20 protein-coding genes and 1 pseudogene are annotated in these 24,172 nt (G+C 70.4%); 12 read left to right on the forward strand and 9 right to left on the reverse strand.

The features are described 5' to 3' along the window. Nucleotides 1–144: 144 nt before the first annotated feature. The 3 genes from ACH5AC_RS04015 to ACH5AC_RS04025 all read left to right on the forward strand — a co-directional run bounded on the left by ACH5AC_RS04015 (nucleotide 145) and on the right by ACH5AC_RS04025 (nucleotide 3,056). Nucleotides 145–1,809 carry an alpha/beta fold hydrolase gene (locus ACH5AC_RS04015; protein ID WP_398860006.1) on the forward strand — a complete coding sequence of 555 codons (1,665 nt, stop codon included), beginning with the start codon at nucleotides 145–147 and terminating at the stop codon, nucleotides 1,807–1,809. Nucleotides 1,810–1,885: 76 nt separating this feature from the next. Next, nucleotides 1,886–2,395, forward strand: coding sequence for a MarR family winged helix-turn-helix transcriptional regulator (locus tag ACH5AC_RS04020; RefSeq protein ID WP_398860007.1), 510 nt, complete (start codon nucleotides 1,886–1,888; stop codon nucleotides 2,393–2,395). Between the two features lie 325 nt (nucleotides 2,396–2,720). Next, nucleotides 2,721–3,056 (forward strand): hypothetical protein, encoded by a 336-nt coding sequence (locus tag ACH5AC_RS04025; protein WP_398860009.1) that lies wholly within the window; start codon nucleotides 2,721–2,723, stop codon nucleotides 3,054–3,056. A gap of 36 nt (nucleotides 3,057–3,092) precedes the next feature. On the opposite strand, the gene ACH5AC_RS04030 is transcribed toward ACH5AC_RS04025, so the two are convergent. Then, nucleotides 3,093–3,434, reverse strand: coding sequence for a DUF3817 domain-containing protein (locus ACH5AC_RS04030; protein WP_398860010.1), 342 nt, complete (start codon nucleotides 3,432–3,434; stop codon nucleotides 3,093–3,095). Nucleotides 3,435–3,529: 95 nt separating this feature from the next. On the opposite strand from ACH5AC_RS04030, the gene ACH5AC_RS04035 reads away from it, so the two are divergent. Beyond that, nucleotides 3,530–5,230 carry a methylmalonyl-CoA mutase gene (locus ACH5AC_RS04035; protein ID WP_398860011.1) on the forward strand — a complete coding sequence of 567 codons (1,701 nt, stop codon included), beginning with the start codon at nucleotides 3,530–3,532 and terminating at the stop codon, nucleotides 5,228–5,230. A gap of 67 nt (nucleotides 5,231–5,297) precedes the next feature. Here the strand turns inward: ACH5AC_RS04035 and ACH5AC_RS04040 are convergent, their stop codons facing one another. After that, entirely contained in the window at nucleotides 5,298–5,918 is a 621-nt protein-coding gene (locus tag ACH5AC_RS04040) for a TetR/AcrR family transcriptional regulator (protein ID WP_398860012.1), read from the reverse strand. Nucleotides 5,919–6,145: 227 nt separating this feature from the next. Between ACH5AC_RS04040 and ACH5AC_RS04045 the strand changes: the two genes are divergently transcribed. The 5 genes from ACH5AC_RS04045 (at nucleotide 6,146) to ACH5AC_RS04065 (ending at nucleotide 10,720) form a co-directional block, all read left to right on the forward strand. Continuing rightward, complete coding sequence (locus ACH5AC_RS04045; protein ID WP_398860013.1) at nucleotides 6,146–7,120, forward strand: tetratricopeptide repeat protein; 975 nt, start codon at nucleotides 6,146–6,148, stop codon at nucleotides 7,118–7,120. A gap of 644 nt (nucleotides 7,121–7,764) precedes the next feature. Further along, nucleotides 7,765–8,415, forward strand: a complete 651-nt coding sequence (locus tag ACH5AC_RS04050; protein WP_398860014.1) for a DUF6230 family protein — start codon at nucleotides 7,765–7,767, stop codon at nucleotides 8,413–8,415. 134 nt (nucleotides 8,416–8,549) lie between these two features. After that, a complete protein-coding gene (locus tag ACH5AC_RS04055; RefSeq protein WP_398860015.1) occupies nucleotides 8,550–9,122 on the forward strand; it encodes a DUF6114 domain-containing protein in 573 nt (190 codons plus the stop codon). Next, nucleotides 9,112–10,503, forward strand: a complete 1,392-nt coding sequence (locus ACH5AC_RS04060) for a hypothetical protein (RefSeq protein ID WP_398860016.1) — start codon at nucleotides 9,112–9,114, stop codon at nucleotides 10,501–10,503. The genes ACH5AC_RS04055 and ACH5AC_RS04060 overlap by 11 nt, the downstream gene beginning before the upstream one ends. Before the next feature lie 34 nt (nucleotides 10,504–10,537). Beyond that, a complete protein-coding gene (locus ACH5AC_RS04065; protein WP_398860017.1) occupies nucleotides 10,538–10,720 on the forward strand; it encodes a hypothetical protein in 183 nt (60 codons plus the stop codon). Nucleotides 10,721–10,784: 64 nt separating this feature from the next. Here ACH5AC_RS04065 and pyk read toward each other — a convergent pair whose 3' ends face one another. The 3 genes from pyk to pta all read right to left on the reverse strand — a co-directional run bounded on the left by pyk (nucleotide 10,785) and on the right by pta (nucleotide 15,649). Then, nucleotides 10,785–12,215, reverse strand: coding sequence for a pyruvate kinase (pyk, locus tag ACH5AC_RS04070; RefSeq protein ID WP_398860018.1), 1,431 nt, complete (start codon nucleotides 12,213–12,215; stop codon nucleotides 10,785–10,787). Nucleotides 12,216–12,350: 135 nt separating this feature from the next. Next, the gene (locus tag ACH5AC_RS04075) at nucleotides 12,351–13,562 is read right to left on the reverse strand and encodes an acetate kinase (protein ID WP_398860020.1); all 1,212 of its coding nucleotides are present in this window, start codon (nucleotides 13,560–13,562) and stop codon (nucleotides 12,351–12,353) included. After that, on the reverse strand, nucleotides 13,559–15,649 hold the full coding sequence (pta, locus tag ACH5AC_RS04080) for a phosphate acetyltransferase (protein ID WP_398860021.1): 2,091 nt from the start codon (nucleotides 15,647–15,649) through the stop codon (nucleotides 13,559–13,561). The genes ACH5AC_RS04075 and pta overlap by 4 nt, the downstream gene beginning before the upstream one ends. 289 nt (nucleotides 15,650–15,938) lie before the next feature. Between pta and ACH5AC_RS04085 the strand changes: the two genes are divergently transcribed. Beyond that, entirely contained in the window at nucleotides 15,939–16,964 is a 1,026-nt protein-coding gene (locus ACH5AC_RS04085; protein ID WP_398860022.1) for an ATP-dependent 6-phosphofructokinase, read from the forward strand. Here the strand turns inward: ACH5AC_RS04085 and ACH5AC_RS04090 are convergent. The 3 genes from ACH5AC_RS04090 to ACH5AC_RS04100 all read right to left on the reverse strand — a co-directional run bounded on the left by ACH5AC_RS04090 (nucleotide 16,961) and on the right by ACH5AC_RS04100 (nucleotide 20,700). Then, on the reverse strand, nucleotides 16,961–17,668 hold the full coding sequence (locus ACH5AC_RS04090) for a helix-turn-helix domain-containing protein (RefSeq protein WP_398860023.1): 708 nt from the start codon (nucleotides 17,666–17,668) through the stop codon (nucleotides 16,961–16,963). The genes ACH5AC_RS04085 and ACH5AC_RS04090 overlap by 4 nt on opposite strands. Before the next feature lie 133 nt (nucleotides 17,669–17,801). Beyond that, nucleotides 17,802–19,703, reverse strand: coding sequence for an ATP-binding protein (locus tag ACH5AC_RS04095; protein WP_398860024.1), 1,902 nt, complete (start codon nucleotides 19,701–19,703; stop codon nucleotides 17,802–17,804). A gap of 157 nt (nucleotides 19,704–19,860) precedes the next feature. After that, nucleotides 19,861–20,700, reverse strand: a complete 840-nt coding sequence (locus ACH5AC_RS04100) for a nucleosidase (protein ID WP_398860025.1) — start codon at nucleotides 20,698–20,700, stop codon at nucleotides 19,861–19,863. 45 nt (nucleotides 20,701–20,745) lie between these two features. On the opposite strand from ACH5AC_RS04100, the gene ACH5AC_RS04105 reads away from it, so the two are divergent. Both ACH5AC_RS04105 and ACH5AC_RS04110 read left to right on the forward strand, forming a co-directional pair. After that, nucleotides 20,746–21,300: a hypothetical protein gene (locus tag ACH5AC_RS04105; protein WP_398860026.1), complete on the forward strand. Its 555-nt coding sequence runs from the start codon at nucleotides 20,746–20,748 to the stop codon at nucleotides 21,298–21,300. Beyond that, nucleotides 21,297–23,321: pseudogene (locus ACH5AC_RS04110) on the forward strand (tetratricopeptide repeat protein); the annotation flags it as partial. The gene ACH5AC_RS04105 and the pseudogene ACH5AC_RS04110, both read left to right, overlap by 4 nt. Nucleotides 23,322–23,541: 220 nt before the next feature. On the opposite strand, the gene ACH5AC_RS04115 reads toward ACH5AC_RS04110, so the two are convergent. Continuing rightward, the gene (locus ACH5AC_RS04115) at nucleotides 23,542–24,171 is read right to left on the reverse strand and encodes a response regulator (protein ID WP_398860077.1); all 630 of its coding nucleotides are present in this window, start codon (nucleotides 24,169–24,171) and stop codon (nucleotides 23,542–23,544) included. Nucleotide 24,172 lies beyond the last annotated feature (1 nt).

Genomic DNA, 24,172 nt, shown 5'->3' on the forward strand with positions numbered 1-24,172 from the left:
CATCGGTTGTCATCCCTCCGAGGGAAAACGGGCGGAAGCGGCCTCTACCGGAGAACGATGCGAGGGAGCCGTCCCGCTCCGTACGGTGCTGTTGCCGTGCGCACGCCACGGCCGTGGTCGACCCGTATTCCGGAGCAGTAACCCTTGTTCACCCCTGGCACGCGGCACGGCCGCGCCGTCGTCCTGGCCGCGGCGGCCGCCCTCGCCGCCGGATCCCTCGGCGGCTGTACGCAGAAGAAGCCCGAGGCAGCCGCCGAGGACCCCGCCGCCCGCGCCGACCTGCGCGTCTTCTACAGCCAGCAGCTGCGCTGGGAGCCCTGCGGCGAGGAGGAGTGCGCGACGCTGAAGGTCCCCATGGACTACTCGGCACCCGACAACGGCAGGACCTTCACCCTCCCCCTCATCCGGGTCACCGCGACGGACCCCGCCCGCCGCGTCGGGTCCCTGGTCTTCAACCCGGGCGGGCCCGGGGAATCCGGGGTCGCCCTGCTCCAGGACGGCGGGGCGGCGGCGTTCAGCGAGCGCCTGCGGGCCCGCTTCGACATCGTCGGGTTCGACCCGCGCGGTGTGGCGGGCAGCGAGCCGGCCGTGGACTGCGGCGCCGAGGACGAAGGCGAGAACGAGGCGGATACGGAGACCCGGGCCGATCCGGAGACCGGGACCGATACGGACCCTGAGCCCGGGACCGATACGGACGCCGAGACCGGGACCGTTACGGACGCCGATGACGCCGAGCCGCAGCCGCTCCACCCCGCGACCGACGAGCAGCGCAGCGCCGCACTGGCCGCCGCCGAGAGCGTGACCGCCGCCTGCGAGCGGCACAGCGGCGCGATCCTGCCGCACGTCGGCACGGTCGACGCCGCCCGCGACCTGGACGTGCTGCGCGCCGCCCTCGGCGACGGCGAACTGAGCTACCTCGGCTGGTCCTACGGGACATCGCTGGGCACCGCCTACGGCGAGCTGTTTCCGCGGCGGGTCCGCGCGATGGTGCTGGACGGAGCCATCGACCCCTCGCTGGACTGGTCCGAGCGTGCCCGCAGCCAGGCGGCCGGATTCCGGGCCGCGGTCGACGACTACGCCGAGCACTGCGCCGACGTGGCGGGGGACGCCTGCCCCGCCGACACGCCCGCCGGTATCCGCGAGCTGCTCGACGACCTCTACGAGCGGACCGCCGAGGAGCCACTGCCGGTCGACGACGCCGAGTGGGGCCTGGACGCGCTGACCCTGCACAGTGCCGTGGTGGCGTCGATGTACACGCCGGAGGAGCAGTGGGAGACCCTGTCCCAGGGCCTGGGCGAGGCGGCCGCGGGGGACGGAACGAGCCTCGCGGCGATCGCCGCCGGGGAGGAGGGCGAGGGCGAGGGCGGCGACGACGTGGAGGAGCAGGAGGTCCACCCCGACAACTCCGACGTGGCCATCACCGCGGTGAACTGCGTCGACATCCCCCACCCCAAGAACCCCGAGGAGTACTGGAAGGCCCTCGACCAGGCGCACCTCGCCGAGGGCGACTTCGGCTCCGAGAGCGTGGTCGCCGCGCTCGACTGCAAGGGCTGGCCACAGCGCGGGCCCGGCCCGCACCGGGCCACCGGCGACGGCCTGCCGCCGGTCCTCGTGGTGGGCACCACCGGCGACCCGGCCACGCCGTATCACGAGGCCCGGAGCCTGGCACGCCAGCTGCCCGGGGCCATGCTGCTGACGTTCGAGGGACGCGGGCACACCGCGTACGGGCGCGGCGGCAGCTGCGTGGACGACGCCGTGGACGGCTACCTCATCGACCTGACACCGGTGAAGCCGGGCACGACCTGCTGACAGCCGGCCCTGTCTCGCGTACCGAAAGCCGAGACAGGGCTGACCACGATATGACCGACGGGTAGGGTCTGATGACGTGGCAAAGCCCCTCAGTCTCCCTTTCGACCCCATCGCCCGCGCCGACGAACTCTGGAAGCAGCGCTGGGGAAACGTGCCGTCCATGGCCGCGATCACCTCGATCATGCGCGCGCACCAGATCCTGCTCGCCGAGGTCGACGCGGTGGTCAAGCCGTACGGCCTGACCTTCGCGCGCTACGAGGCGCTGGTCCTGCTCACCTTCTCCAAGGCGGGCGAACTGCCGATGTCGAAGATCGGCGAGCGTCTGATGGTGCACCCCACCTCGGTGACCAACACGGTCGACCGCCTGGTCAGGTCCGGCCTCGTGGCCAAGCGCCCCAACCCCAACGACGGCCGCGGCACCCTCGCCACCATCACCGACAAGGGCCGCGAGGTCGTCGAGTCCGCCACCCGCGACCTCATGGCCATGGACTTCGGCCTCGGCGCGTACGACGCGGAGGAATGCGCGGAGATCTTCGCGATGCTGCGACCCCTGCGGGTGGCGGCACACGACTTCGACGAGAGCTGACTGCCGTCCGTCAACAATCAGCGGAGGCTAGCGCTTGACGGTGGTTTCGCCTCCGATGACCCGCGTAGACGCCTGACCTCACGTTTTCTGCTGCGATTCTGTCGGTCGACCGTGATCCGGACGATCGGATCCGGCTGCGCGGACAGTTCGCAGAGAGTTTCGCAGGCAGTGAGGACAGCGCCTTGTTGAGCATCGGGAAAAGTCTTCGGGCAGTGCTGACCGCCGGAAGCGCGGCCGTGTTGGCCGTTGCCTGACGGTGGGTGCGGGGGGATCGGCTCACGCTTCCGCCACCGGGTCCACCGCGATCGGAACGTTCGACTACGACGTGCGCGGAGCCGGCGTACGCGTTCCGGTCGGCTGCTTTCTGACCCACACCATCAAGGGCTCCGGCAAGCGGATCACAAGCCAGTTCGCGGGTGTCGACTGCGGGGGTCTCGCGGCGACCTTCTCCAGGTTCTGCAACTGGAGGATCGACTTCTCCTACGCGGACACGGACAACAGGACCTACAAGACCTCACGCGGGGCGACGCACGCGCAGTGCAAGGGTGACCCTCTGCGTGACGCCACACCGCAGGTGCTGCCGAAGTACGGCAAGGCGTGCGCGAAGTTCCATGTGAACGGCAAGCTGCGTGCCGTGCAGTGTCACTACATCACGAAGTGAGGTCCGCCCGCCGGGGCCGCACGACCGCGGCCGAGGTCAGGCCGCGGCGGGACTGGGAGCGGTGTCCTTCGCGATGAGCGGTTCCACTTCGCGGGTCACGCGGCGCTCCACGAAGAAGGCGGCGGTCGGGACGGTGCCCGCGAGCAGGACCCAGAGCAGTCGGCCGACCGGCATCTTCGCCTTGTTGCCGATGTCGAAGGCGAAGATCAGGTACAGCACGTACAGCCACCCGTGAGCGATGCCGACCATCGTGGTGAAGCTGTCGAATCCGTCCAGGTGCAGCAGGCGCTTGCCGATGACACCCACGGTCAGCAGCACCAGCAGCACGGCGGTGACATAGGCCATCACGCGGTAACGGGTCAGGACGCTCTTCTTCATGACGTCGAGCGTAGCCGGTGCCCCGCGGTGTCCTGCACGCGCGTCCTGACGTGCACGACTATCATTTACTAGGACGTCCTAGTAAATTCGAAGCTATGGACGCTGACGCCATCGAGGAGGGCCGCCGACGCTGGCAGGCCCGGTATGACGCCGCGCGTAAGCGCGACGCTGACTTCACCACGCTCTCCGGCGATCCCGTGGAGCCGGTGTACGGGCCCCGGCCGGGGGACACCTATGACGGCTTCGAGCGGATCGGGTGGCCGGGGGAGTATCCCTTCACGCGCGGCCTGTATCCGACCGGATATCGAGGGCGGACGTGGACCATCCGGCAGTTCGCCGGGTTCGGGAACGCCGAGCAGACCAACGAGCGGTACAAGATGATCCTCGGCAACGGCGGAGGCGGCCTCTCCGTCGCCTTCGACATGCCGACGCTCATGGGGCGGGACTCCGACGACCCGCGCTCGCTGGGCGAGGTCGGGCACTGCGGGGTCGCCATCGACTCCGCCGCCGACATGGAGGTGCTGTTCCGGGACATCCCGCTGGGGGACGTGACCACCTCCATGACCATCAGCGGGCCGGCCGTCCCCGTCTTCTGCATGTACCTCGTCGCCGCAGAGCGGCAGGGCGTCGACCCGGGCGTGCTCAACGGCACCCTCCAGACCGACATCTTCAAGGAGTACATCGCCCAGAAGGAGTGGCTCTTCCAGCCCGAGCCGCACCTGCGCCTGATCGGCGACCTCATGGAGCACTGCGCGGCCGGCATCCCCGCCTACAAGCCGCTGTCCGTCTCCGGCTACCACATCCGCGAGGCCGGCGCGACGGCCGCACAGGAGCTGGCGTACACGCTGGCGGACGGCTTCGGGTACGTGGAGCTGGGGCTCAGTCGTGGGCTGGACGTCGACGTCTTCGCGCCCGGGCTGTCCTTCTTCTTCGACGCGCACGTCGACTTCTTCGAGGAGATCGCCAAGTTCCGTGCGGCGCGGCGCATTTGGGCGCGGTGGATGCGGGACGTGTACGGGGCGAAGACGGACAAGGCCCAGTGGCTGCGCTTCCACACCCAGACCGCCGGGGTCTCGCTGACCGCGCAGCAGCCGTACAACAACGTCGTACGGACGGCCGTGGAGGCCCTCGCCGCCGTCCTCGGCGGCACCAACTCCCTGCACACCAACGCCCTGGACGAGACCCTCGCCCTGCCCAGCGAGCAGGCCGCCGAGATCGCGCTGCGCACCCAGCAGGTGCTGATGGAGGAGACCGGGGTCGGCAACGTCGCGGATCCGTTGGGCGGTTCGTGGTACGTCGAGCAGTTGACGGACCGCATCGAGGCCGACGCGGAGAAGATCTTCGAGCAGATAAGGGAGCGGGGGCTGCGGGCCCACCCGGACGGGCAGCACCCGATCGGGCCGATCACCTCCGGCATTCTGCGCGGGATCGAGGACGGCTGGTTCACCGGGGAGATCGCCGAGTCCGCCTTCCGGTACCAGCGGTCCCTGGAGAAGGGCGAGAAGAAGGTCGTCGGCGTCAATGTGCACACCGGGTCGGTGACCGGGGATCTGGAGATCCTGCGGGTCAGCCATGAGGTGGAGCGGGAGCAGGTGCGGTTGCTGGGGGACCGGAAGGCGGCTCGCGATGACGCCCGGGTCCGCTCCGCCCTCGACGCGATGCTCGCGGCCGCGCGGGACGGGGCCAACATGATCGAGCCGATGCTGGACGCGGTGCGGGCGGAGGCGACGCTCGGGGAGATCTGCGGGGTGCTGCGGGACGAGTGGGGGGTGTACACGGAGCCCGCGGGCTTCTAGGGGCTGGGCGGGGGTGGGTGCGCAGCCCGGCGTCGCGGGGTGCCGCTGCGACTGAAGACGGCCGTTGCTAAGCCGCTGCGGATTTCAGCCCCAGCAGTAGCACTCTCGTGAAGCTGTGGACCCACTCCTCGTCGGCCGGTTCCGCGCTGACCAGGGTGCGGTGGACCACCGCGCCGGCGACCATGTCGAAGACGAGGTCGGCCGTGCGGGCTGCCTCTTGCGGGTTCGTCTCGGGGGGCAGCTCGCCGCGTTGTCGGGCGCGGGCGCGGCCCTCCACGACCAGCCGCTTCTGCCGCTCGACGATCGAGTCGCGGATGCGGGCCCGCAGGGCGTCGTCGCGCGTGGACTCCGCGACCACCGCCATCAGCCCGCTCCTCGCCTCCGGCCGGGCCAGGATCGCCGCGAACTGGAGGACCACGCCCTCGATGTCGGCGGCGAGGCTGCCGCGGTCGGGCAGGTACAGCTCGTCGAAGAGTTCGGCGACCGCGTCGACGACCAGTTCGTTCTTGCCGGACCAGCGGCGGTAGAGGGTCGTCTTGGCGACCCCGGCCCGCGTCGCCACGTCCCCGAGCGTGAGCTTGGACCAGCCCAGCTCGACCAGCGCCTGGCGGGTCGCGGCCAGGATCGCCGCGTCCGCCGTGGCGCTGCGCGGGCGGCCGGGACGGCCGGCGGGACTGCGGCTCTGCATTCCCCGACCATAACGCCGGCGGTTTTACGGGCGGTCGTGAGGGAGATCACCTAGGTGCGGGGGGCCGTCGGGCCTCCCCGGCATTACGCTACGACTCGTAGCGTAAGCCTGTGTGGGACGTACACGGGTGCCTACGGGTGTACGAGCGGATGTGCGGGGTGGGGACCCGGCGCTGGAGCGTCGCCCGGTTTTTCACGCACGCGCGCGGACGGGGGAGGATAGGACTCATGCAGCCACGGAACATGTCCATGAGCGGAGTCGTCGACCTCGCCGCGGTGAAGGCGGCCCAGGAGGCCAAGGCAAAGGCGGAGCAGGCGCGCGCCGAAGCGGCCCGGAAGGGCGGGGGAGGGGGTGTCTCGCCCGCCGATCTCGTCATCGACGTGGACGAGGCCGGATTCGAGCGCGATGTTCTGCAGCGCTCCGCCGAGGTGCCCGTCGTCATCGACTTCTGGGCCGAGTGGTGCCAGCCCTGCAAGCAGCTGAGCCCCGTCCTGGAGCGGCTCGCCGTCGAGTACAACGGGCGGTTCCTGCTCGCCAAGATCGACGTCGACGCCAACCAGATGCTGATGCAGCAGTTCGGGATCCAGGGGATCCCGGCCGTCTTCGCGGTCGTCGCGGGGCAGGCACTGCCGCTCTTCCAGGGGGCCGCCGGTGAGCAGCAGATCCGGCAGACCCTCGACCAGCTGGTGCAGGTCGCCGAGCAGCGCTTCGGCCTGACCGGCCTGACCGTCGACCCCGAGGCCGAGCCGGGGGGGCGTACGGAGTCCGCAGAGGTGCCCGCCGGGCCTTACGACGCCCTGCTGGAGGCCGCCGTACGGGCGCTGGACGCCGGTGATCTGGGCGGCGCGGTCCAGGCGTACAAGAACGTGCTCGCCGACGACCCGGGCAACACCGAGGCCAGACTCGGCCTTGCCCAGGCGGAGTTGCTCCAGCGGGTGCAGGGCATGGACCCGCAGCAGGTGCGCCGGGACGCGGCCGCCAAGCCGACCGACCCGCAGGCGCAGATCGCCGCCGCCGACCTGGACCTGGTGGGCGGGCATGTCGAGGACGCCTTCGGGCGGCTCATCGACACGGTGGCCCGAACGGCCGGGGACGACCGGGATGCCGTACGGCTGCGGCTGCTGGAGCTGTTCGAGGTCGTGGGCGCGGACGACCCGCGGGTGGCTGCGGCTCGGCGGGCGCTGGCGCGCGCGCTGTTCTGAGCCGACCGGGTCGGGGGTCCCGTCGACTGCGTGGTGCCTGAGTGAAGGTTCTGCCGACGGGGCCCCGATGCGGCCGCGCTTTACCAAATCTTGGTAATCGCCGCCGCTGTTACTAGCAGTAAGTCGCGGCTGTTGATCTGTCTGCTTCTGTCCAACGATCAATAGTTTTGTCTCGGCACTTGAGGCCACCCAGCGTCGCCGGTCGAGACCTTGGAGCCGTGGTTCGGTTATCCGGCCGTTACTAGCGAGTAACGAACCCCCTTGTGCCCGGGCCGAGAATGCACCACGATCGGCGACGCTCGGTCCCTTCCCGTACCCCGACAGCCAATCGGGTCACGGGACTTCCTGGGTCCCCACCGAGCAGAGCCGACGGCAGTGGCGCCGGCTCTTGGACAGGGGGGTCTTCGCAGCGGGTGTCTCCCAACGCGAAGCCTGTCCAGCAAGGTTGTGCGTGATGCGTGTCAGGCGCGACCAGTGGTTGTCGCTCGGGGGTGATCGCCGGTGATTCGGGCGCGGTATCCGTGCCGCCGAGCGCGGGCGCTCCCCTTCCCGAGGACGTAGCACTTCTCCCATCCCTGCCCGGCCGAGCCGCCGTCGACGGAGGCGATCCGGAGCAGGAGATGTACGTCCGAGAAGGAGGAAATATGGAGTCCCAGGTGCGTGGCGGGACCAGATGGAAGCGGTTCGCTGTGGTCATGGTGCCCAGCGTTGCCGCGACAGCCGCGATAGGTGTCGCCCTCGCGCAGGGTGCTCTCGCCGCGTCGTTCAGTGTGTCGGGGCAGGACTTCAAGGTGAAGGCGGGCAAGCTCGTCGGCACCGGCTTCAGCCAGTACGGCGCCATCGACACCGGCAAGAGCCTTGAGGGTGAGACGGAGCGCCATGCGGTAGCGGTGTCGGCGTTCAACAACGCCAAGATCACCAACATGTGCCAGTCGGTGGTGACGCCGACGCCGTTCGGCAAGGTCACCCTGAAGCTGACCGCCGGCAACAAGGGCACGGACGTCGAGGCTTCCCAGCTCTACATCGATGTCGCCCAACTGGACGCCGAAGACGCGGTGTTCGAGGGCATCGACATCGGTGTGGCGGCCGGCAGCATCAACAAGGGCCCGCAGCCCAAGGCCGGCGAGGTCCAGAACAAGCAGGCGCACCCGTACGGGTTCGCCCAGCAGGCCGATCGGGCGACGCTGACCAACGTGGAGCAGACGGCGTGGGCCACCACCGCCGGTACCTTCAAGCTCGCCAACCTCAGCATGAAGCTGGCGTGGGGCGACGGCCCGAAGTACGAGTGCTACTAGGCACTTCGTAACGGGCGGGGGGGCCGGTGGTCCGGTAGCGCCCCCGCCCGTCACCTCTCAGCCCTCAACTCCGCACCCTCGTGCATCTCCACGCAGTACCACCTCACCACAGCCGTACCAGGGAGCTGTTTTCCATGAGCGCAGAGACTCCTGCCGCGCCCGGCCACGATGAGCACTACCTCCGGGTCTTTCGGCGGAACTTCCGCGCCTGGCGGGGCAACCGCCCGTTCTGGGCGGGTCTGTACGTGATGATCGGTGGTGTGCCGATCATGTACTTCCCGTATGCGCACATCCAGCTCGGGGCTCTGACCCTGGCCATGTCCACCACCGCCGGAGCCGGTTCGCTGATCATCGGCGTGCTGCTGGTGGTCCTGGGCTTCAGCCTCTGGTTCCAGCAGCACGTAAGGACCTTCGCGGGCGTCGCCGCGATTCTTCTGGCCCTGGTGTCCATCCCCGTGTCCAACTTCGGCGGGTTCCTCATCGGCTTCCTGTTCGCGATGGTCGGCGGAGCCATGGCCGTCGCCTGGGGGCCGGGCAAGCCCGAGGAGTCCGCGGTCGTCAAGGACGTGGCGGGTGGCGGAGATGCGCCGGGGGGCGAGCCCTCGGGCGTCGACACCCCGGTGGCCGAGGACGCGACGGGCGAGCCGAACGATCTGTCAGGAACGATCCCGGCCAACGGGGCGAACGGGAGGCACAGTGCCGACTGACGAGGTCACCCACGGGGCTGACGCGGAATCAGCCCGTGAGAGATCCGGACCGCGCCACGCGGCACCCAAGAAGCCGCTGTTCACCAGGTTCCACATGCCGGGCGGCCGGGCGATAGCCATGGCGGCGATGCCCACGGCGGTGCTGATGGGCATGGGCTTCACCGGGTCCCTCGCGGTCGCCGACAACAACCCGGCGGCCACCTCCAAGGAGCTGACGGCCGACGAGTACAAGGCGTGCATGGCGGCCATCGAGGCGTCCGACGACGACTCGTCGGAGAGCGCGAGCGGCTCCGAGGACAAGACCGACAGCGACTCCGGGGACACGCAGGACTCCTCGGGCTCCGAGGACAAGCCCGGTTCCTCTTCGCCGGATTCAGGTTCCGACGACAAGGACAAGGCCAAGGAAGACACGGGCGACAAGGCGGACACGGGCGACAAGACCGAGCCCGACCCGTCCGCCTCCCCGGACTCCGAACCGGCCAAGAGGACCGAGCAGTCGTCCTCCTCGTCCGGCAACTCCGACACCGCGCCGGAGTCCCCGTCGGAGTCCCCGACCGGCGAGAACCTGCTGGAGACCATCGGCGGCGCCATCACGGACTTCTTCACCGGCGGCAGCGGTGACGACTCCGGCTCGGACGCCGAGCCGACGGCGAGCCCGTCGCCGTCCGCCACGGAGACGGCCCCGTCGAGCGAGGGGTCGGGCGACGACAAGCCCTCCTCGGACAGCGGGTCCGGCACCGCCAAGGAGACGACCGACAAGGTCACCGAGACGGTCAAGGACACGGCCAAGGACACCAACGACACGGCCGCCAGGACCACACAGAAGGCCCCGAAGGCCGCCGAGGACGCGGCCGACGCGGCAACTGCCTCGCCGAGCCCGAGCGAGACCTCCGCCGTGGACCCGGAGGACTGCCCCCTCGCCACGGACGACGAGAGCGGCGTCGACAACAAGATCGCGGTGGCGGACGAGCCCTGGCACCTGGAGGCCAGCTCCCTGCTGCTCAAGGGCGCGCGCTACGAGGGCGTCGTCCAGGTGCAGACCAGGAACGGCGTCAAGAAGCAGGTGCTCAAGTACGTCATCACCGGCGGTACCGACATCGGCGACCTGCACCAGATCGTCAAGGACAAGCAGATCGGCAAGACGTACCACGTGCAGGCGGGCAAGGGCACCATGTCCACCATCCGTAAGGGCGACACCGTGATGTACACGGAGAGCATCTCGGGCAACCTCTTCGGCCTGATCCCGGTCACCTTCAGCCCCGACAGCCCGCCGCCCCTGGACATCCCGCTGATCTACTTCACCAACGTCAAGGTGGTACAGGCCGCCCAGTTCGGCGGCACCCTGACCATCCCAGGGATGCACCAGTACATCACCGGCTGATCTGGATGTGACCCGCCCTTGCCGCTTCCCGCGGGTGAGAGCGGGCCACGGGACCGTCGCGTGTCTGTCACGCGAGTCGTGGGACAGCTTCGTCATCAGCCGCAAACCGAGCTGGCGTGAGGCCGAGTACGAGTTGATGGGCGACCGGGAGGCCCTGTACGACACGTCCAAGCCCTGGCCCCCCGGCTTCCCGGCGGAGTCCGGCCTGGTCGACTGACCCGAGGAACGCCGAGGGCGCCCCCTGCCACAGGGGGCGCCCTCAGCGTCGTAGAAGGACCGGGTCAGTCGCGGGCGCCGCCGCCCAGGTGGTGGACCCGGACCATGTTGGTGGTGCCGGGGACGCCGGGGGGCGAGCCGGCGGTGATGATGACCGTGTCGCCGGTGCTGAAGCGGCCCAGCTTGGTGACCTCCTGGTCGACCAACTCGACCATTTCGTCGGTGCTGTTGATGAAGGGGACGACGTGGGACTCCACGCCCCAGCTCAACGTCAGCTGGTTGCGGGTGGACTCGTCCGTGGTGAAGGCGATGATCGGCTGGGCCGCGCGGTAGCGGCACAGGCGGCGGGCCGTGTCGCCGGACTTGGTGAAGGCGATCAGGCCCTTGCCGCCGAGGAAGTCGGCGATCTCGCAGGCCGCGCGGGCGACCGAACCACCCTGGGTGCGCGGCTTCTTGCCCGGGACGAGGGGCTGCAGGCCCTTGGAGAGAAGCTCCTGCTCGGCCGCGGTGACGATCTTCGACATCGTCTTGACGGTCTCGATGGGGTACGCGCCGACCGAGGACTCGGCGGAGAGCATGACCGCGTCCGCGCCGTCCAGGATCGCGTTGGCCACGTCCGACGCCTCCGCGCGGGTCGGGCGGGAGTTGGTGATCATCGACTCCATCATCTGGGTCGCCACGATCACCGGCTTGGCGTTGCGGCGGCACAGCTCGATGAGCCGCTTCTGCACCATGGGGACCTTTTCGAGGGGGTACTCGACGGCCAGGTCGCCGCGCGCGACCATCACACCGTCGAACGCCATCACGACGTCCTCCATGTTCTCCACCGCCTGCGGCTTCTCCACCTTGGCGATGACGGGGACCCGGCGGCCCTCCTCGTCCATGACGCGGTGGACGTCCTCGACGTCCTTGGCGTCCCGGACGAAGGACAGGGCGACCAGGTCGCAGCCCATGCGGAGGGCGAAGCGCAGGTCCTCGATGTCCTTCTCGGACAGGGCGGGGACGTTCACCGCCGCGCCGGGCAGGTTGATGCCCTTGTGGTCGGAGATGACGCCGCCCTCGATGACGATCGACTTCACCCGGGGGCCCTCGACGTCCAGGACCTTCAGCTCGACGTTGCCGTCGTTGATGAGGATCTGGTCGCCGCGCGCGACATCGCCGGGCAGGCCCTTGTAGGTGGTGCCGCAGATCGTCTTGTCGCCCGGTACGTCCTCGGTGGTGATGGTGAACTCGTCACCGCGCACCAGCTCCACCGGACCCTCGGCGAAGGTCTCCAGACGGATCTTCGGGCCCTGGAGGTCGGCCAGCACACCGACGGCCCGGCCGGCTTCCTTCGCGGCGGCACGGACGCGGTCGTACCGCCCCTGGTGCTCTGCGTGCGTGCCGTGGCTGAAGTTGAAGCGGGCCACGTTCATGCCCGCCTCGATCAGTGCGACGAGCTGCTCATGGGAGTCGACCGCGGGGCCGAGAGTACAGACGATTTTCGAACGGCGCATGGGGCGATCCTATCCGTTTGTTTCGCGGCGGAATAATCCGTCTGGCGGAAGATACAAATGAGAGGACTGCCGCTCAGTTGCTTTCCTCTCGGTTGTCCTTCAGTGGTTCCTTCAGTGGTTCCTTCAGGTGTTCCTTCAGGTGTTCCTTCCGACCAGCGCGTAGGTCTGCGTGGCGATCTCCAGTTCCTCGTCCGTCGGCACCACGGCGACGGCCACCCGCGCGTGCTCCGGCGAGATCAGCCGCGGCTCGTCGCCGCGTACGGCGTTCAGCTCGCCGTCCACCGCCAGGCCCAGTGCCTCCAGGCCCGCGACGGCCGCCGCCCGCACCGGTGCCGCGTTCTCACCGACCCCGGCGGTGAACGCGACCGCGTCCACGGTGCCGAGCACGGCGTAATAGGCGCCGATGTACTTCTTCAAACGGTGAATGTAGATGTCGAAGGCGAGCTTCGCCTCTTCGTCGCCCTCGTCGATCCGGCGCTGGATCTCCCGCATGTCGTTGTCGCCGCACAGGCCGATCAGCCCGCTCTTCTTGTTGAGAAGAGTGTCGATTTCGTCGATGGACATTCCGCCAACACGCGCCAAATGGAAGATGACCGCCGGGTCCATGTCTCCGGAGCGTGTACCCATCACCAGCCCCTCCAAGGGGGTCAGCCCCATGGACGTGTCGACGCACCGGCCCTTCTCGACCGCCGACGCGGACGCCCCGTTGCCCAGGTGCAGCACGATGACGTTCACCTCCTCGGGCGCCTTGCCGAGCAGCTTCGCCGTCGCCCGGGAGACGTACGCGTGCGAGGTGCCGTGGAAGCCGTAGCGGCGGACGCGGTGCTCGTCGGCCGTGCGGACGTCGATCGCGTAGCGCGCGGCCGACTCCGGCATCGTGGTGTGGAACGCGGTGTCGAAGACGGCGACCTGCGGCAGATCCGGGCGCAGATGCTGGGCCGTGCGGATACCGGTGAGGTTGGCCGGGTTGTGCAGCGGGGCGACCGGGATCAGCCGCTCGATCTCGGCGAGGACGGCGTCGTCGATGACGGTCGGCTCGGTGAAGTGCTTGCCGCCGTGCACCACCCGGTGCCCGATCGCGGCCAGCTCGGGCGAGTCCAGCCCGAGCCCGTCCTTCGCCAGCTCCGCCGCCACGGCCTTCAGCGCGGCGTCGTGGTCGGCGATCGGGCCGGTCCACTCCCGGCTCTCGCCGCCGTGCGCCAGCGGGCTGTGCTTCAGACGGGAGGTCTGCTCGCCGATGCGCTCGACGAGACCCGCCGCCAGCCGGCCGTTGTCGCGCATGTCGAGCAGCTGGTACTTCACCGACGAGGAGCCGGAGTTGAGGACGAGGATGCGGGTGGGGATCACTGCTGGGACGCCTTCTCGACGGGGCTCTGGGACTGGATCGCCGTGATGGCGACGGTGTTGACGATGTCCTGGACGAGGGCGCCCCGGGACAGGTCGTTGACCGGCTTGCGCAGACCCTGCAGCACCGGGCCGACGGCGATCGCGCCGGCCGACCGCTGCACGGCCTTGTACGTGTTGTTGCCGGTGTTGAGGTCCGGGAAGATCAGCACCGTCGCCTGCCCGGCGACCTCGGACCCGGGCAGCTTGGTCGCGGCGACCGTCGGCTCCACGGCGGCGTCGTACTGGATCGGCCCCTCGACCTTCAGGTCGGGCCGGCGCGAACGCACGATCTCCGTGGCCTCCCGCACCTTGTCGACGTCGGCACCCGTACCGGACGTACCGGTCGAGTACGACAGCATCGCGATCCTCGGCTCCACACCGAACTGCGCGGCCGTCGCGGCCGACTGGACGGCGATGTCGGCCAGCTGCTCGGCGTTCGGGTCGGGGTTGACCGCGCAGTCGCCGTAGACGAGGACCCGGTCGGCCAGGCACATGAAGAAGACGGACGACACGATCGACGAGTCCGGCTTGGTCTTGATGATCTCGAAGGCCGGGCGGATGGTCGCCGCCGTGGAGTGCACCGACCCGGACACCATGCCGTCGGCCAGTCCCTCCTGGACCATCAGGGTGCCGAAGTAGTTGACGTCGGAGACGACGTCGTAGGCGAGCTCCACGGTGACGCCCTTGTGGGCGCGCAGGTCGGCGTACTTCTCGGCGAAGGCGTCGCGCAGCTCGCTGGTCGCCGGGTCGATCAACCGGCAGCCACCGAGGTCGATGCCGAGGTCGGCGGCCTTCTTGCGGATCTGGTCCTCGGGGCCGAGCAGGGTCAGGTCGCACACGCCCCGGCGCAGCAGCACCTCGGCCGCGTGCAGGACGCGCTCCTCGGTGCCCTCCGGCAGCACGACCCGCCGCAGGTCGGCGCGGGCCTGCTCCAGCAGCTTGTGCTCGAACATCATCGGCGTGACCCGGTCGCTGCTCGGCGCGGACACCCGCTTCAGCAGCTCGGCGGTGTCGACATGCCGCTCGAACAGGCCGAGCGCGGTCTCCGCCTTGCGCGGGGTCGCCGCGTTCAGCTTGCCCTCCAGGGCGAAGAGCTGCTCGGCGGTGGGGAAGCTGTACCCCGGCACCGACAGCACCGGGGTGCCGGGGGCGAGCCGGGCGGCCAGGGTGAGGATCTCGTCGCCGGGCCGCTCGTCCAGGGTGAGCAGCACACCGGCGATCGGCGGGGTGCCGGCGCTGTGCGCGGCCAGCGCGCCCACCACCAGGTCCGCGCGGTCGCCCGGGGTGACGACCATGCAGCCCGGGGTGAGGGCCTTGATGAACGTCGGCAGCATCGCACCGCCGAACACGAAGTCGAGGGCGTCCCGGGCGAGCCCCGAGTCGTCACCCAGCAGCACCTTCGCGTCGAGGGCGTGGCTGATCTGGGCGACCGTCGGCGCGGACAGCGCGGGCTCGTCGGGCAGTACGTAGCAGGGCACCGGGAGGCGGTTGGCGAGCCGCTCGGCTATCACCTCGCGGTCGGCGCGGGCCACCCGGTTGACCACCATGGCCAGCACGTCGCAGCCCAGCCCGTCGTACGCGCGGAAGGCATTGCGGGTCTCCGCGCGCACCGACTCGGCGGTCTGCTTGCGGCCGCCGACCACCGGGATCACCGACGCGCCGAACTCGTTGGCGAGGCGCGCGTTCAGGGACAGCTCGTCCGGGAGCTGGGTGTCGGCGAAGTCGGTGCCGAGGACGAGGACGACGTCGTAGTCCCGCGCGACCAGGTGGAAGCGCTCCACGAGGGTGGCCACCAGTTCGTCGGTGCCGCGCTCGGCCTGCAGTGTGGACGCCTCCTGGTAGTCCAGGCCGTAGACCGTCGTCGGGTCCTGCGCCAGTCGGTAGCGGGCCCGCAGCAGTTCGAACAGCCGGTCGGGTCCGTCGTGGACGAGGGGCCGGAAGACACCCACCCGGTCGACCTGCCGGGTCAGCAGCTCCATGACCCCCAGCTCGACGACCTGGCGGCCGTCGCCGCGGTCGATGCCGGTCACGTACACGCTGCGCGTCACGTGTGCTCTCCGTTCCTTCGCGTCTCGACGTACACCTCGGGTACGCCTCGGGTACGCCACGGTGTACACCTCGGTGTACAAAAATCGCCCACCAAGGTGAGCAGAACCCTCTTGACAATACCCTCCGGGCTGGATAAGGCGCCCGTCGGTGTCCGGACCCTTCAGCCGGGACCAAGGTCCCGCGAGGAGGGGCCGTCAGGCCGGACGCTCGGGAGCGGCAACGGCCCGAGGGGCATGAAACAATCGGCAATGGCTCACCGAATCAACAGCGAGCAGGAGACACAGCACGATGCGTATCGGAGTTCTCACCGCAGGCGGCGACTGCCCCGGCCTGAACGCAGTGATCCGGTCGGTCGTGCACCGAGCGGTCACGCACTACGGCGACGAGGTGATCGGCTTCGTGGACGGCTACGCGGGCCTGCTGGACGCCCGTTACCGCAACCTCGACCTGGAGTCCGTCAGCGGCATCCTGGCCCGCGGCGGCACCATCCTCGGCTCCTCCCGCCTGGAGCGCGACCGGCTGCGTGAGGCGTGCGACAACGCCCCCGACATCGCCCGTGACTTCGGTATCGACGCCCTCATCCCGATCGGCGGCGAGGGCACGCTGACCGCCGCCCGCATGCTGAGCGACGCGGGCCTGCCGGTCGTCGGCGTCCCGAAGACCATCGACAACGACATCTCCTCCACCGACCGCACCTTCGGCTTCGACACCGCGGTCGGTGTCGCCACGGAGGCCATGGACCGCCTCAAGACCACCGCCGAGTCCCACCAGCGGGTGATGGTCGTCGAGGTCATGGGCCGGCACGCCGGCTGGATCGCCCTGGAGTCCGGCATGGCCGCCGGCGCCCACGGCATCTGCCTGCCCGAACGCCCCTTCGACCCCGCCGACCTGGTCAAGATGGTCGAGGAACGCTTCTCACGCGGCAAGAAGTTCGCCGTCATCTGCGTCGCCGAGGGCGCCCACCCCGCCGACGGCACCATGGACTACGGCAAGGGCGAGATCGACCAGTTCGGCCACGAGCGCTTCCGCGGCATCGGTACGGCACTGGCGTACGAGCTGGAGAAGCGGCTCGGCAAGGAGGCCCGCCCGGTCATCCTCGGCCATGTCCAGCGCGGCGGCGTGCCGACGGCGTACGACCGGGTCCTCGCCACCCGCTTCGGCTGGCACGCGGTGGAGGCCGCACACCGGGGCGAGTTCGGCCGGATGACCGCGCTGCGCGGCACCGACATCGTGATGGTGCCGCTGGCCGAGGCGGTCACCGAGCTGAAGACGGTGCCGACGGACCGGATGGACGAGACGGAGTCGGTCTTCTAGCCGCTCGCGTCTTCCACAGCGGCCCAGAAGGTGTCGACGATCCCGGCGAGGTAGGCACGCCCCGCCTCGCCGGCGTCCCCGCTGCCGCCGCCCCAGCTGAGGGTGGCGGCCATATGGCCCTGGTAGTCCTGGTGCAGGTGCTGGAGGGTGCCCTCCAGCACCCGCCGGTCCAGCGGCACGATCTTCCCGACCGGGCGGACGTACGCCTGCCAGCGCGTCGTCACGGCACTGTGCAGCAGCTCGGTGAGCCGCTCCTGTCGCCCGGTCACGGTGACGAAGTCCGCCAGGGACAACCGCAGGACGTCGGCGAGCGCGGCGCCCTGCCGTTCGCTGCCGCGCCACTGCCCGGTCTCCTCCATCCGCAGATAAGCGGACAGTTCACACCCCACCGCACGGGCGACGTCCTCCGGCGCCAGCCCACGGGCGATACGGTGCTCACGCAGGGTCCGGGCCCGCCCGATCAGCTCCCCCGGGGAGCACCACAGCACACCCGCGAGCGCGGTCAGCTCGGGACTGCTCGGGGTGAGCGTCCCGCGCTCCCAGGCGATCACGAGATCCGGGGTGACATAGGGGAGCCCGTACGAGACCCGCAGCCCGTGGGCGACATGCTCGGGCCCCATCCCGAGCGCGGCACGCAGCCGGCGGGCGGCGGGGGCGTTGAACGGGGGACCTGGCTGACGGGTGTGAGGTGAGGGTCGGCGCACGGGGCACCAAGCTAGGGGCGTGGGGGTGGTCTGACTACGATCGGTTCGGACACAATCACGCATTGTAGGAATGTACGGGTACCGGCGGGTAGGACAGGAGACCGGAAGGCCCGGGAGGCCCGGGAGGACGGCTTCACTCCGTGCCCGGCAGCGCCTCGGCGAGGGCGCGGGCCCGGGCTGCCTCGTCGGGCGCCTCGCCGCGGGTCAGGAACTCGGCGGCACGCAGCCAGGTGGACCGGGCCTCGGAGGCGCGGCCGGCCAGCTCGTGGGCGCAGGCCAGATTCCACAGGGCGCACCCCGCGTTGTACCAGGCGCCGAACGCCTGGTGGCGTTCGAACGCGGTGGCGCAGGCGAGCGCGGCTTCCGTCAGACGCCCCGATCGCCCCTGGGCGGAGCCGAGGTTGTTCCACGCCATGCCCGCGCGGTTGAGGTCGCCGACGCCGTCGTACAGACAGATGGCGCGGGTGAACGCCTCGATGGCCTCCGGCAGCCGGCCGGCCTCGTCCAGCGCGATGCCGCGATGGTTCCACGCGTTGCCCTCGCCGCGCCGGTTCCCGGCGGCGCGGTGCAGACGGAGCGCGCGGAGGTCGGCGTCCAGGGCCTCCTCCAGCCGGCCCGCATCTTGCAGGGCGATGCCGATTCCCTCCCATGCGTGGGCCAGGTCCAGAGGTTCCCCCACGGTCTCGAACAGGTCGCGGGCGTGCGTATGCGCGGCGATCGCCTCCTCCGCCCTGCCGAGCCGTCCCAGAGCGAGACCGAGCCGGTTCGACGCATGGGCCTCGGCCAGGGTGTTCCCCGCGCGGTGCGCGGAGTCGCGGGCGGTACGGGCGACGGTGACCCAGTCGTCGTTGTAGCGCCGGTGGTCCAGGTACCGGGCCATGCGCACGGTCAGCTCCACCGCGAGCTCCGAGTGCCGCTCCTCGTCCGACCACTGTGCCGCCGCCACCAGGCACGCCCGCTCCCCGTCCAGCCACTCCAGCGCCTGCGCCCAGTCGGCGAACCGCTCCGGCTCCGGCATCCCCGGCACCCAGTTCAGCCGCTCGTCGGCGGCGGTCGCCCAGCGGAGGTAGAACGCCAGCACCCGTTCGCGTGCCGCCTCCCCCTCCTTCCGCAGCTCCGCGTCCGCCGTGACGACGCTCGCCCCGAAGGCGCGCACCAGGTCGTGCACGCGCCAGCGCACGCCTCGGACCGGCGTCACCAGATGCGTGGCCGCCAGCTCCTCCAGCGCGCACAGCGCCGCGTCGAGGTCCAGGCCGGTCAGCGCGGCCACCGCCTCCGTGCTGGTCTCCGCGCCGGGCGCGACGGCGAGGAGCCGCAGCAGACGGGCCTGGTCGGGCGGGAGCCGGCGGTACGACGTCTCCAGCACCGGGCGCAGCGCGAGCGACCGCCCGTACAGATCCGTACCACCCGGACTGCCCCGGTCGAGGACGGCGGCCGTGTCCCCGGCCCGCTCGATCTCGGCGACCAGCGAGGCGAGGTCGCGGTGGCGGCGCCGGCGGAGCATGGCCGCGGCGATCTGCAGGGCGAGGGGCAAGTGGCCGCAGAGGCGGGCCAGTCGGCGCAGGGCGGTCGGTTCGCGGGCCGGACGGTCGTCACGTTCGTCGCTGTCGCGCAGGGCGCGGGTGACGAGCGCGACGGACTCCTCCGGATCGAGGGCGTCCAGGTCGATACGGCGGACGGGCAGGCTGTCCGGGCGGTCCCGGGAGGTGATCAGCACCCGGTGGCGGTCGGTGCCGGGCAGCAGCGGCAGATACTGGGACGGGTCCGAGGCGTTGTCCAGGATCAGCAGCATCCGCTCGCGCTCCTTGGCGAGGAGAGCCCCGTACGCGTCGTACTGCCCCGTCGGCGTCGGCGGCAGATCCGCCCCGCGCACGCCGAGCGCGTCCAGCAGCGCGAGCACCGCCTGGTCGGCGGTGACCGGGTTGTCGTCGTAGCCGCGCAGGTCGACGAAGAGCGTCCCGCCCGGGAACCAGTCCGTCCCGCAGGCCCGGTGCGCCGCCTCCACCGCCAGGGCCGTCTTGCCGATGCCGCCCATGCCGGTGACGGCGGAGATGACGACCGGGCGGGCGTCGTCCTCGCCGGGGGTGGGCGGGGCCAGGCAGCGCAGGACCCGGCTCAGGTCGGTGGTGCGGCCGGTGAAGCCGAGGGGACGGGGTGGGAGGGTGGCGGTGGCGCGGGGGACGGGGCCGTGGTTACGGCTTTCCGTACTCGATCTTCCCGATGACCGGTCCGTGGAAGGTGCCGCCGGCGAAGTGGATGTGATCGCCGGTGTGTTGGGGGCCCTCCTCGGTGCCGGACGGGGCTCGGTCGCGGGGTCGGTGTTTGCGCAGTACGGCCATGGCGACCTTGGCGGCCCGGGCTGCGGCCAGTTCCTGGGAGCCTGCGGCGTCTGCCGAGCTCTTGCCCCCGTTGGCCCGGTCACTCACGCCCCGGATCACCAGCGCGTCCAACTGCCCGTTCACATGCGCCGCGTGGGCCGCGCCCGAGCCCTCCATCTCGATCGCGGCGGCGTCGTTGTAGTGCTCGCGGAGGTGGGTGGCGATCTCGGCGCGTGCGTCGGCCAGGACGACGTCCCCTGCGGCGATCGGCTTGAAGTGGGGGCGTACGTCGTCCATGTCCCGTACGGCGGAACGGGCCGCCTGGACCAGGGGGACGGACGCGTGCCAGGACTCGGGGCGGGAGAGGAAGCGGCCGTCGGCCCACTTGCCGCCGTGGATGCCGTAGACCTTGGTGCCGAGGACGACGTCCCCGATCCCGATGTCCTCCTTCAGGCTGCCCGCGACACCGACGAACAGCACGGCCTCGGCGTCGAGCGCGGTGAGGATCTGGGTGGTCAACGCGGTCGTGTTGAGGGCCCCTTCGCCCAGCTCGGCCAGGGCCACCTGCCAGGGGGTGCGGTGGAGGCGGCCGATCTCGACGCGGTTGCGGCCCGGGAGCACTCTCTCCTCGCGGTCGGTGAGGTGCGTGCGCACCGCGGCGTATTCGAGTGCGAGTGCGGTGAGGACCACAACGGTGGGTTTTGTCTCTGGCACACCCTTAAGGTACTGCCAAGCGCTGGGGGGAAGGGCGGGGTCGCGGTGGCCGAACGGGACGTCACGGTGGGGCAGTTGCTGCTGGCCGAGTACCAGAGCATCAAGGACGAGCAGAAGTCGCGGATCGGGTTCCGGGACAATCTGCTGTACGTGACACTGACGGTCGTCGCGGCCGTCGTCGCGGCGGCGGCACAGGCGAAGCGGACGGAGATGCTGCTCGGGCTGCCGCCGGTGTGCGTGGTGCTGGGGTGGACCTATCTGGTCAACGACGAGAAGATCTCGGCGATCGGGCGATATGTGCGGGGGGAGTTGGGCCCTCGGCTCGCCCAACTCGCGGGTTCCGCCGACGCGTTCGGCTGGGAGACCTTTCATCGGACTGACGCGCGCAGGGCGTCGCGCAAGGTCGTGCAGTGTGTGGTGGATCTGCTGGCGTTCTGTGTCGTGCCGTTGAGTGCGCTGGCCGTGTACTGGGGTGGCGGGCAGGTGTCGGGTGGGTTGTTGACGGTGTCGGTGGTGGAGGCGGGGGCCGTGATGGGGCTGGGGGTGTTCGTGGTGCGGTATGCGCTGGGCGAGCGGGGACGGGGTGACGGTGCCGCATGAGTCCGGCGTACGACGATCATGTGCACTTCGCGGGTGGGCAGTACGCCGGTCCCGTCATCGGCAAGATCGAGTACCGGAGACAGGCGGCGGCGCCGACGGCGTTGGACTCGTTGCCGGCGAGGGCCGCCGGGTTCACCGGGCGCGATGAGGAGTTGGCGCGGCTGCTGGACGCGTTGAGCGGGGCGTCCGAGGAGGCCGTGCTGGTGGCTGCCGTGTCCGGGCTCGGGGGGATCGGGAAGACGGCGCTGGCGGTGGCCGCGGCTCATGAGGCCCGGGGGCGGGGGTGGTTTCCGGGCGGGGTGCTGTTCGTGGATCTGCATGGGTATGACGAGGCGCCGGTCTCTGCTGACCAGGCGCTTCAGTCGTTGTTGAGGGCGCTGGGTGTCGAGCCGGAGCACATTCCGGCCACGGCGGATGAGCGGGCTGCGTTGTACCGGTCGTTGCTGGCTCGGTGGGCGGAGGAGCGGGGTGCGGTGCTCATCCTGGCGGACAATGCGTCGTCGCCTGAGCAGGTGCGGCCATTGTTGCCGGGAGACAGCCGTCACCGGGTTCTGGTGACGTCCCGGGAACAGCTGCCTCAACTTCAGGCTCGGCTCATGTCGTTGGACCAGCTCACGGCGAAGGGAGCGTATGAACTCCTGGACTGTGCCTTGAGGATCGCCCACCCCGCTGATCGACGGATCTCCGGCGCTCCCGAAGCTGTCACACAACTCTCCGTACTTTGTGGCCACTTGCCGCTGGCGCTCCAGATCGCGGCGGCGCTGCTGGCCGAGGACCCTCACAAGCCCGTCGCGGAACTCGCCGGCGAACTGGCGGCGTCACGCGACCGCCTTGACTACCTCGACGACGGCGACCGCAGCGTCCGTGCCGCCTTTGACCTCTCCTACCGTCGGCTGCCTGCCGAGCAGGCCCGGCTCTTACGACTGCTCGCTCACGCGCCCGGGCCTGAGGTGAGCGACGAAGTCGTGGCCGCGCTGGTCGGTGCCGAGGCTGCTCCGTCGCGGGAATTGAGAGCCTTGGCCCGGGCTCACCTCGTCGAGCAGGCGGGCACGCGAGGGTGGTGGCGGTTGCACGACCTGGTACGGGCCTTCGGGCTGGCGGTGGTGGCTGCGGACGCGGAGTTGCGGGAGGAGGGGATGGCTGCGCGGAAGCGGGTGCTGGAGTTCTACGACCGGTGGGCGCGTGAGGCCGATGCCCGGTTGCGGTGGCTCTCGCGTACGTTGGAGCCGGGGCGGTTCGCCGACCAGGGACAGGCGTTGGCCTGGCTGGACGGTGAACGGGCCGGCCTTGTGGCGGCGGCGCAGTGGGTGCGGGAGGAGCGGTTCGCGGACACAGCTGGGCGGTTGGTGGAGTCCCTGGGGGTGTATCTCGATTGGCGGCGGTTCTTCGATGACTGGATCGCCGTCTCCCGCGTCGCGCAGGAGGCCGCCCACCGCGTGGGCGACCGTCGTCGCGAGGCCAGGGCGTGGGACAAACTCGGCAGCGCCCTGCAGAAGGTGGGGCGACTGGGAGAGGCGATCGAGGCACACACTCGCGCTCGCGACTTGTGCCAGGCCGTCGGTGACCACAGCCGTGAGGCCATCGTGTGGACCGGTCTCGGCATTGCCCTGCAGAAGGCGGGCCGAGTGGAGGAGGCGTTCGACGCGCACACTCGCGCCCACGCCCTCTGCCAGACCACCGGGAACCACGGCAGTGAGGCACTGGCATGGACCGGGCTGGGTCTTGCTGTCGCCCTGGGGGCGGCGGGCCGACTGAACGAGTCGATCGAGGCGCACGTCCAAGCCCACGACCGGTTCCAGACTGCTGGGAACCGCTCTGGCGAGGCCCTCGCGTGGGCCGGCCTCGGTGTCACCCTGTGGAAGGCCGGCCGGGTGGAGAAGTCGGTGCCCGCCCTGACTCAGGCGCGTGATCTTTTCCAGGCTGTCGGCGATCGTCCCGGCGTGGCCCAGGTCTGGCGTCATCTCGGTCACGTCCTGACGGACATGCACAAGGGCGACGAGGCGATCGAGGCGCACACCAAAGCCGTGGGGATCTGGCTGGAGGTCGAGGACTGGTACAGGGCGGGAGAGGACTTCCTGTCCCTGGTCACCGCACACGTACTGGCCGGCCGTCGTGCCGAAGCCATCGCCTATGTGCTCCGGGCCGCTGACGCCTTCACCCGTGCCAACGCCGGTGACAGGGCCGCCCATGCCCGTGCCTGGGCCGTGGGACTCGGCAACTCCCAGGCCCGAGAACGTGCGACTACCGCCCCCGCTCCACCCCCCGCACCCACCGATAGACCAGCTCCGGCCTCCCCACCTGCCCATAAACCGGCTTCCGCTCGGCCCTCCCCGCCTCCACCAGGTGCTCCAGATACCGCCGAGCCGTGATCCGGGAGATCCCCACCGCCTCGGCGACCCCCGCCGCCGTGAGCCCCTCCTCCGTCTCCCGCACAGCCCCGGTGACCCGCTCCAGCGTGGGTGCGCTCAGCCCCTTCGGAAGCGCCGCGGGTCCCGGCGCGCGCAAGGCTGCCAGCGCACGGTCGACCTCGTCCTGGCCGCTCGCTTCCCCGACGGCTCGCCGGAATTCCGCGTACCGCACCAGCCGGTCCCGCAGCGTCGCGAAAGTGAAGGGTTTCAGAACGTACTGCACGACACCCAGCGAGACGCCCTCGCGCACCACCGCCAGATCCCGGGCGGACGTCACCGCGATGACGTCCGCGTGATACCCCGCCGCCCGCAGCGACCGCGCCAGCTGCAGGCCGTGCCCGTCCGGCAGATGCAGGTCCAGCAGGAGCAGATCGACCGGCGTCCGGTCGAGGAGGCGCCGCGCCTCCGCGCCCGTGTGCGCCTTCCCGACCGCGACGAACCCCGGCACCCGCCCGACGTACATC

The sequence above is a fragment of the Streptomyces sp. NPDC018693 genome, from assembly GCF_044391385.1.
Classification (GTDB): Bacteria; Actinomycetota; Actinomycetes; order Streptomycetales; family Streptomycetaceae; genus Streptomyces.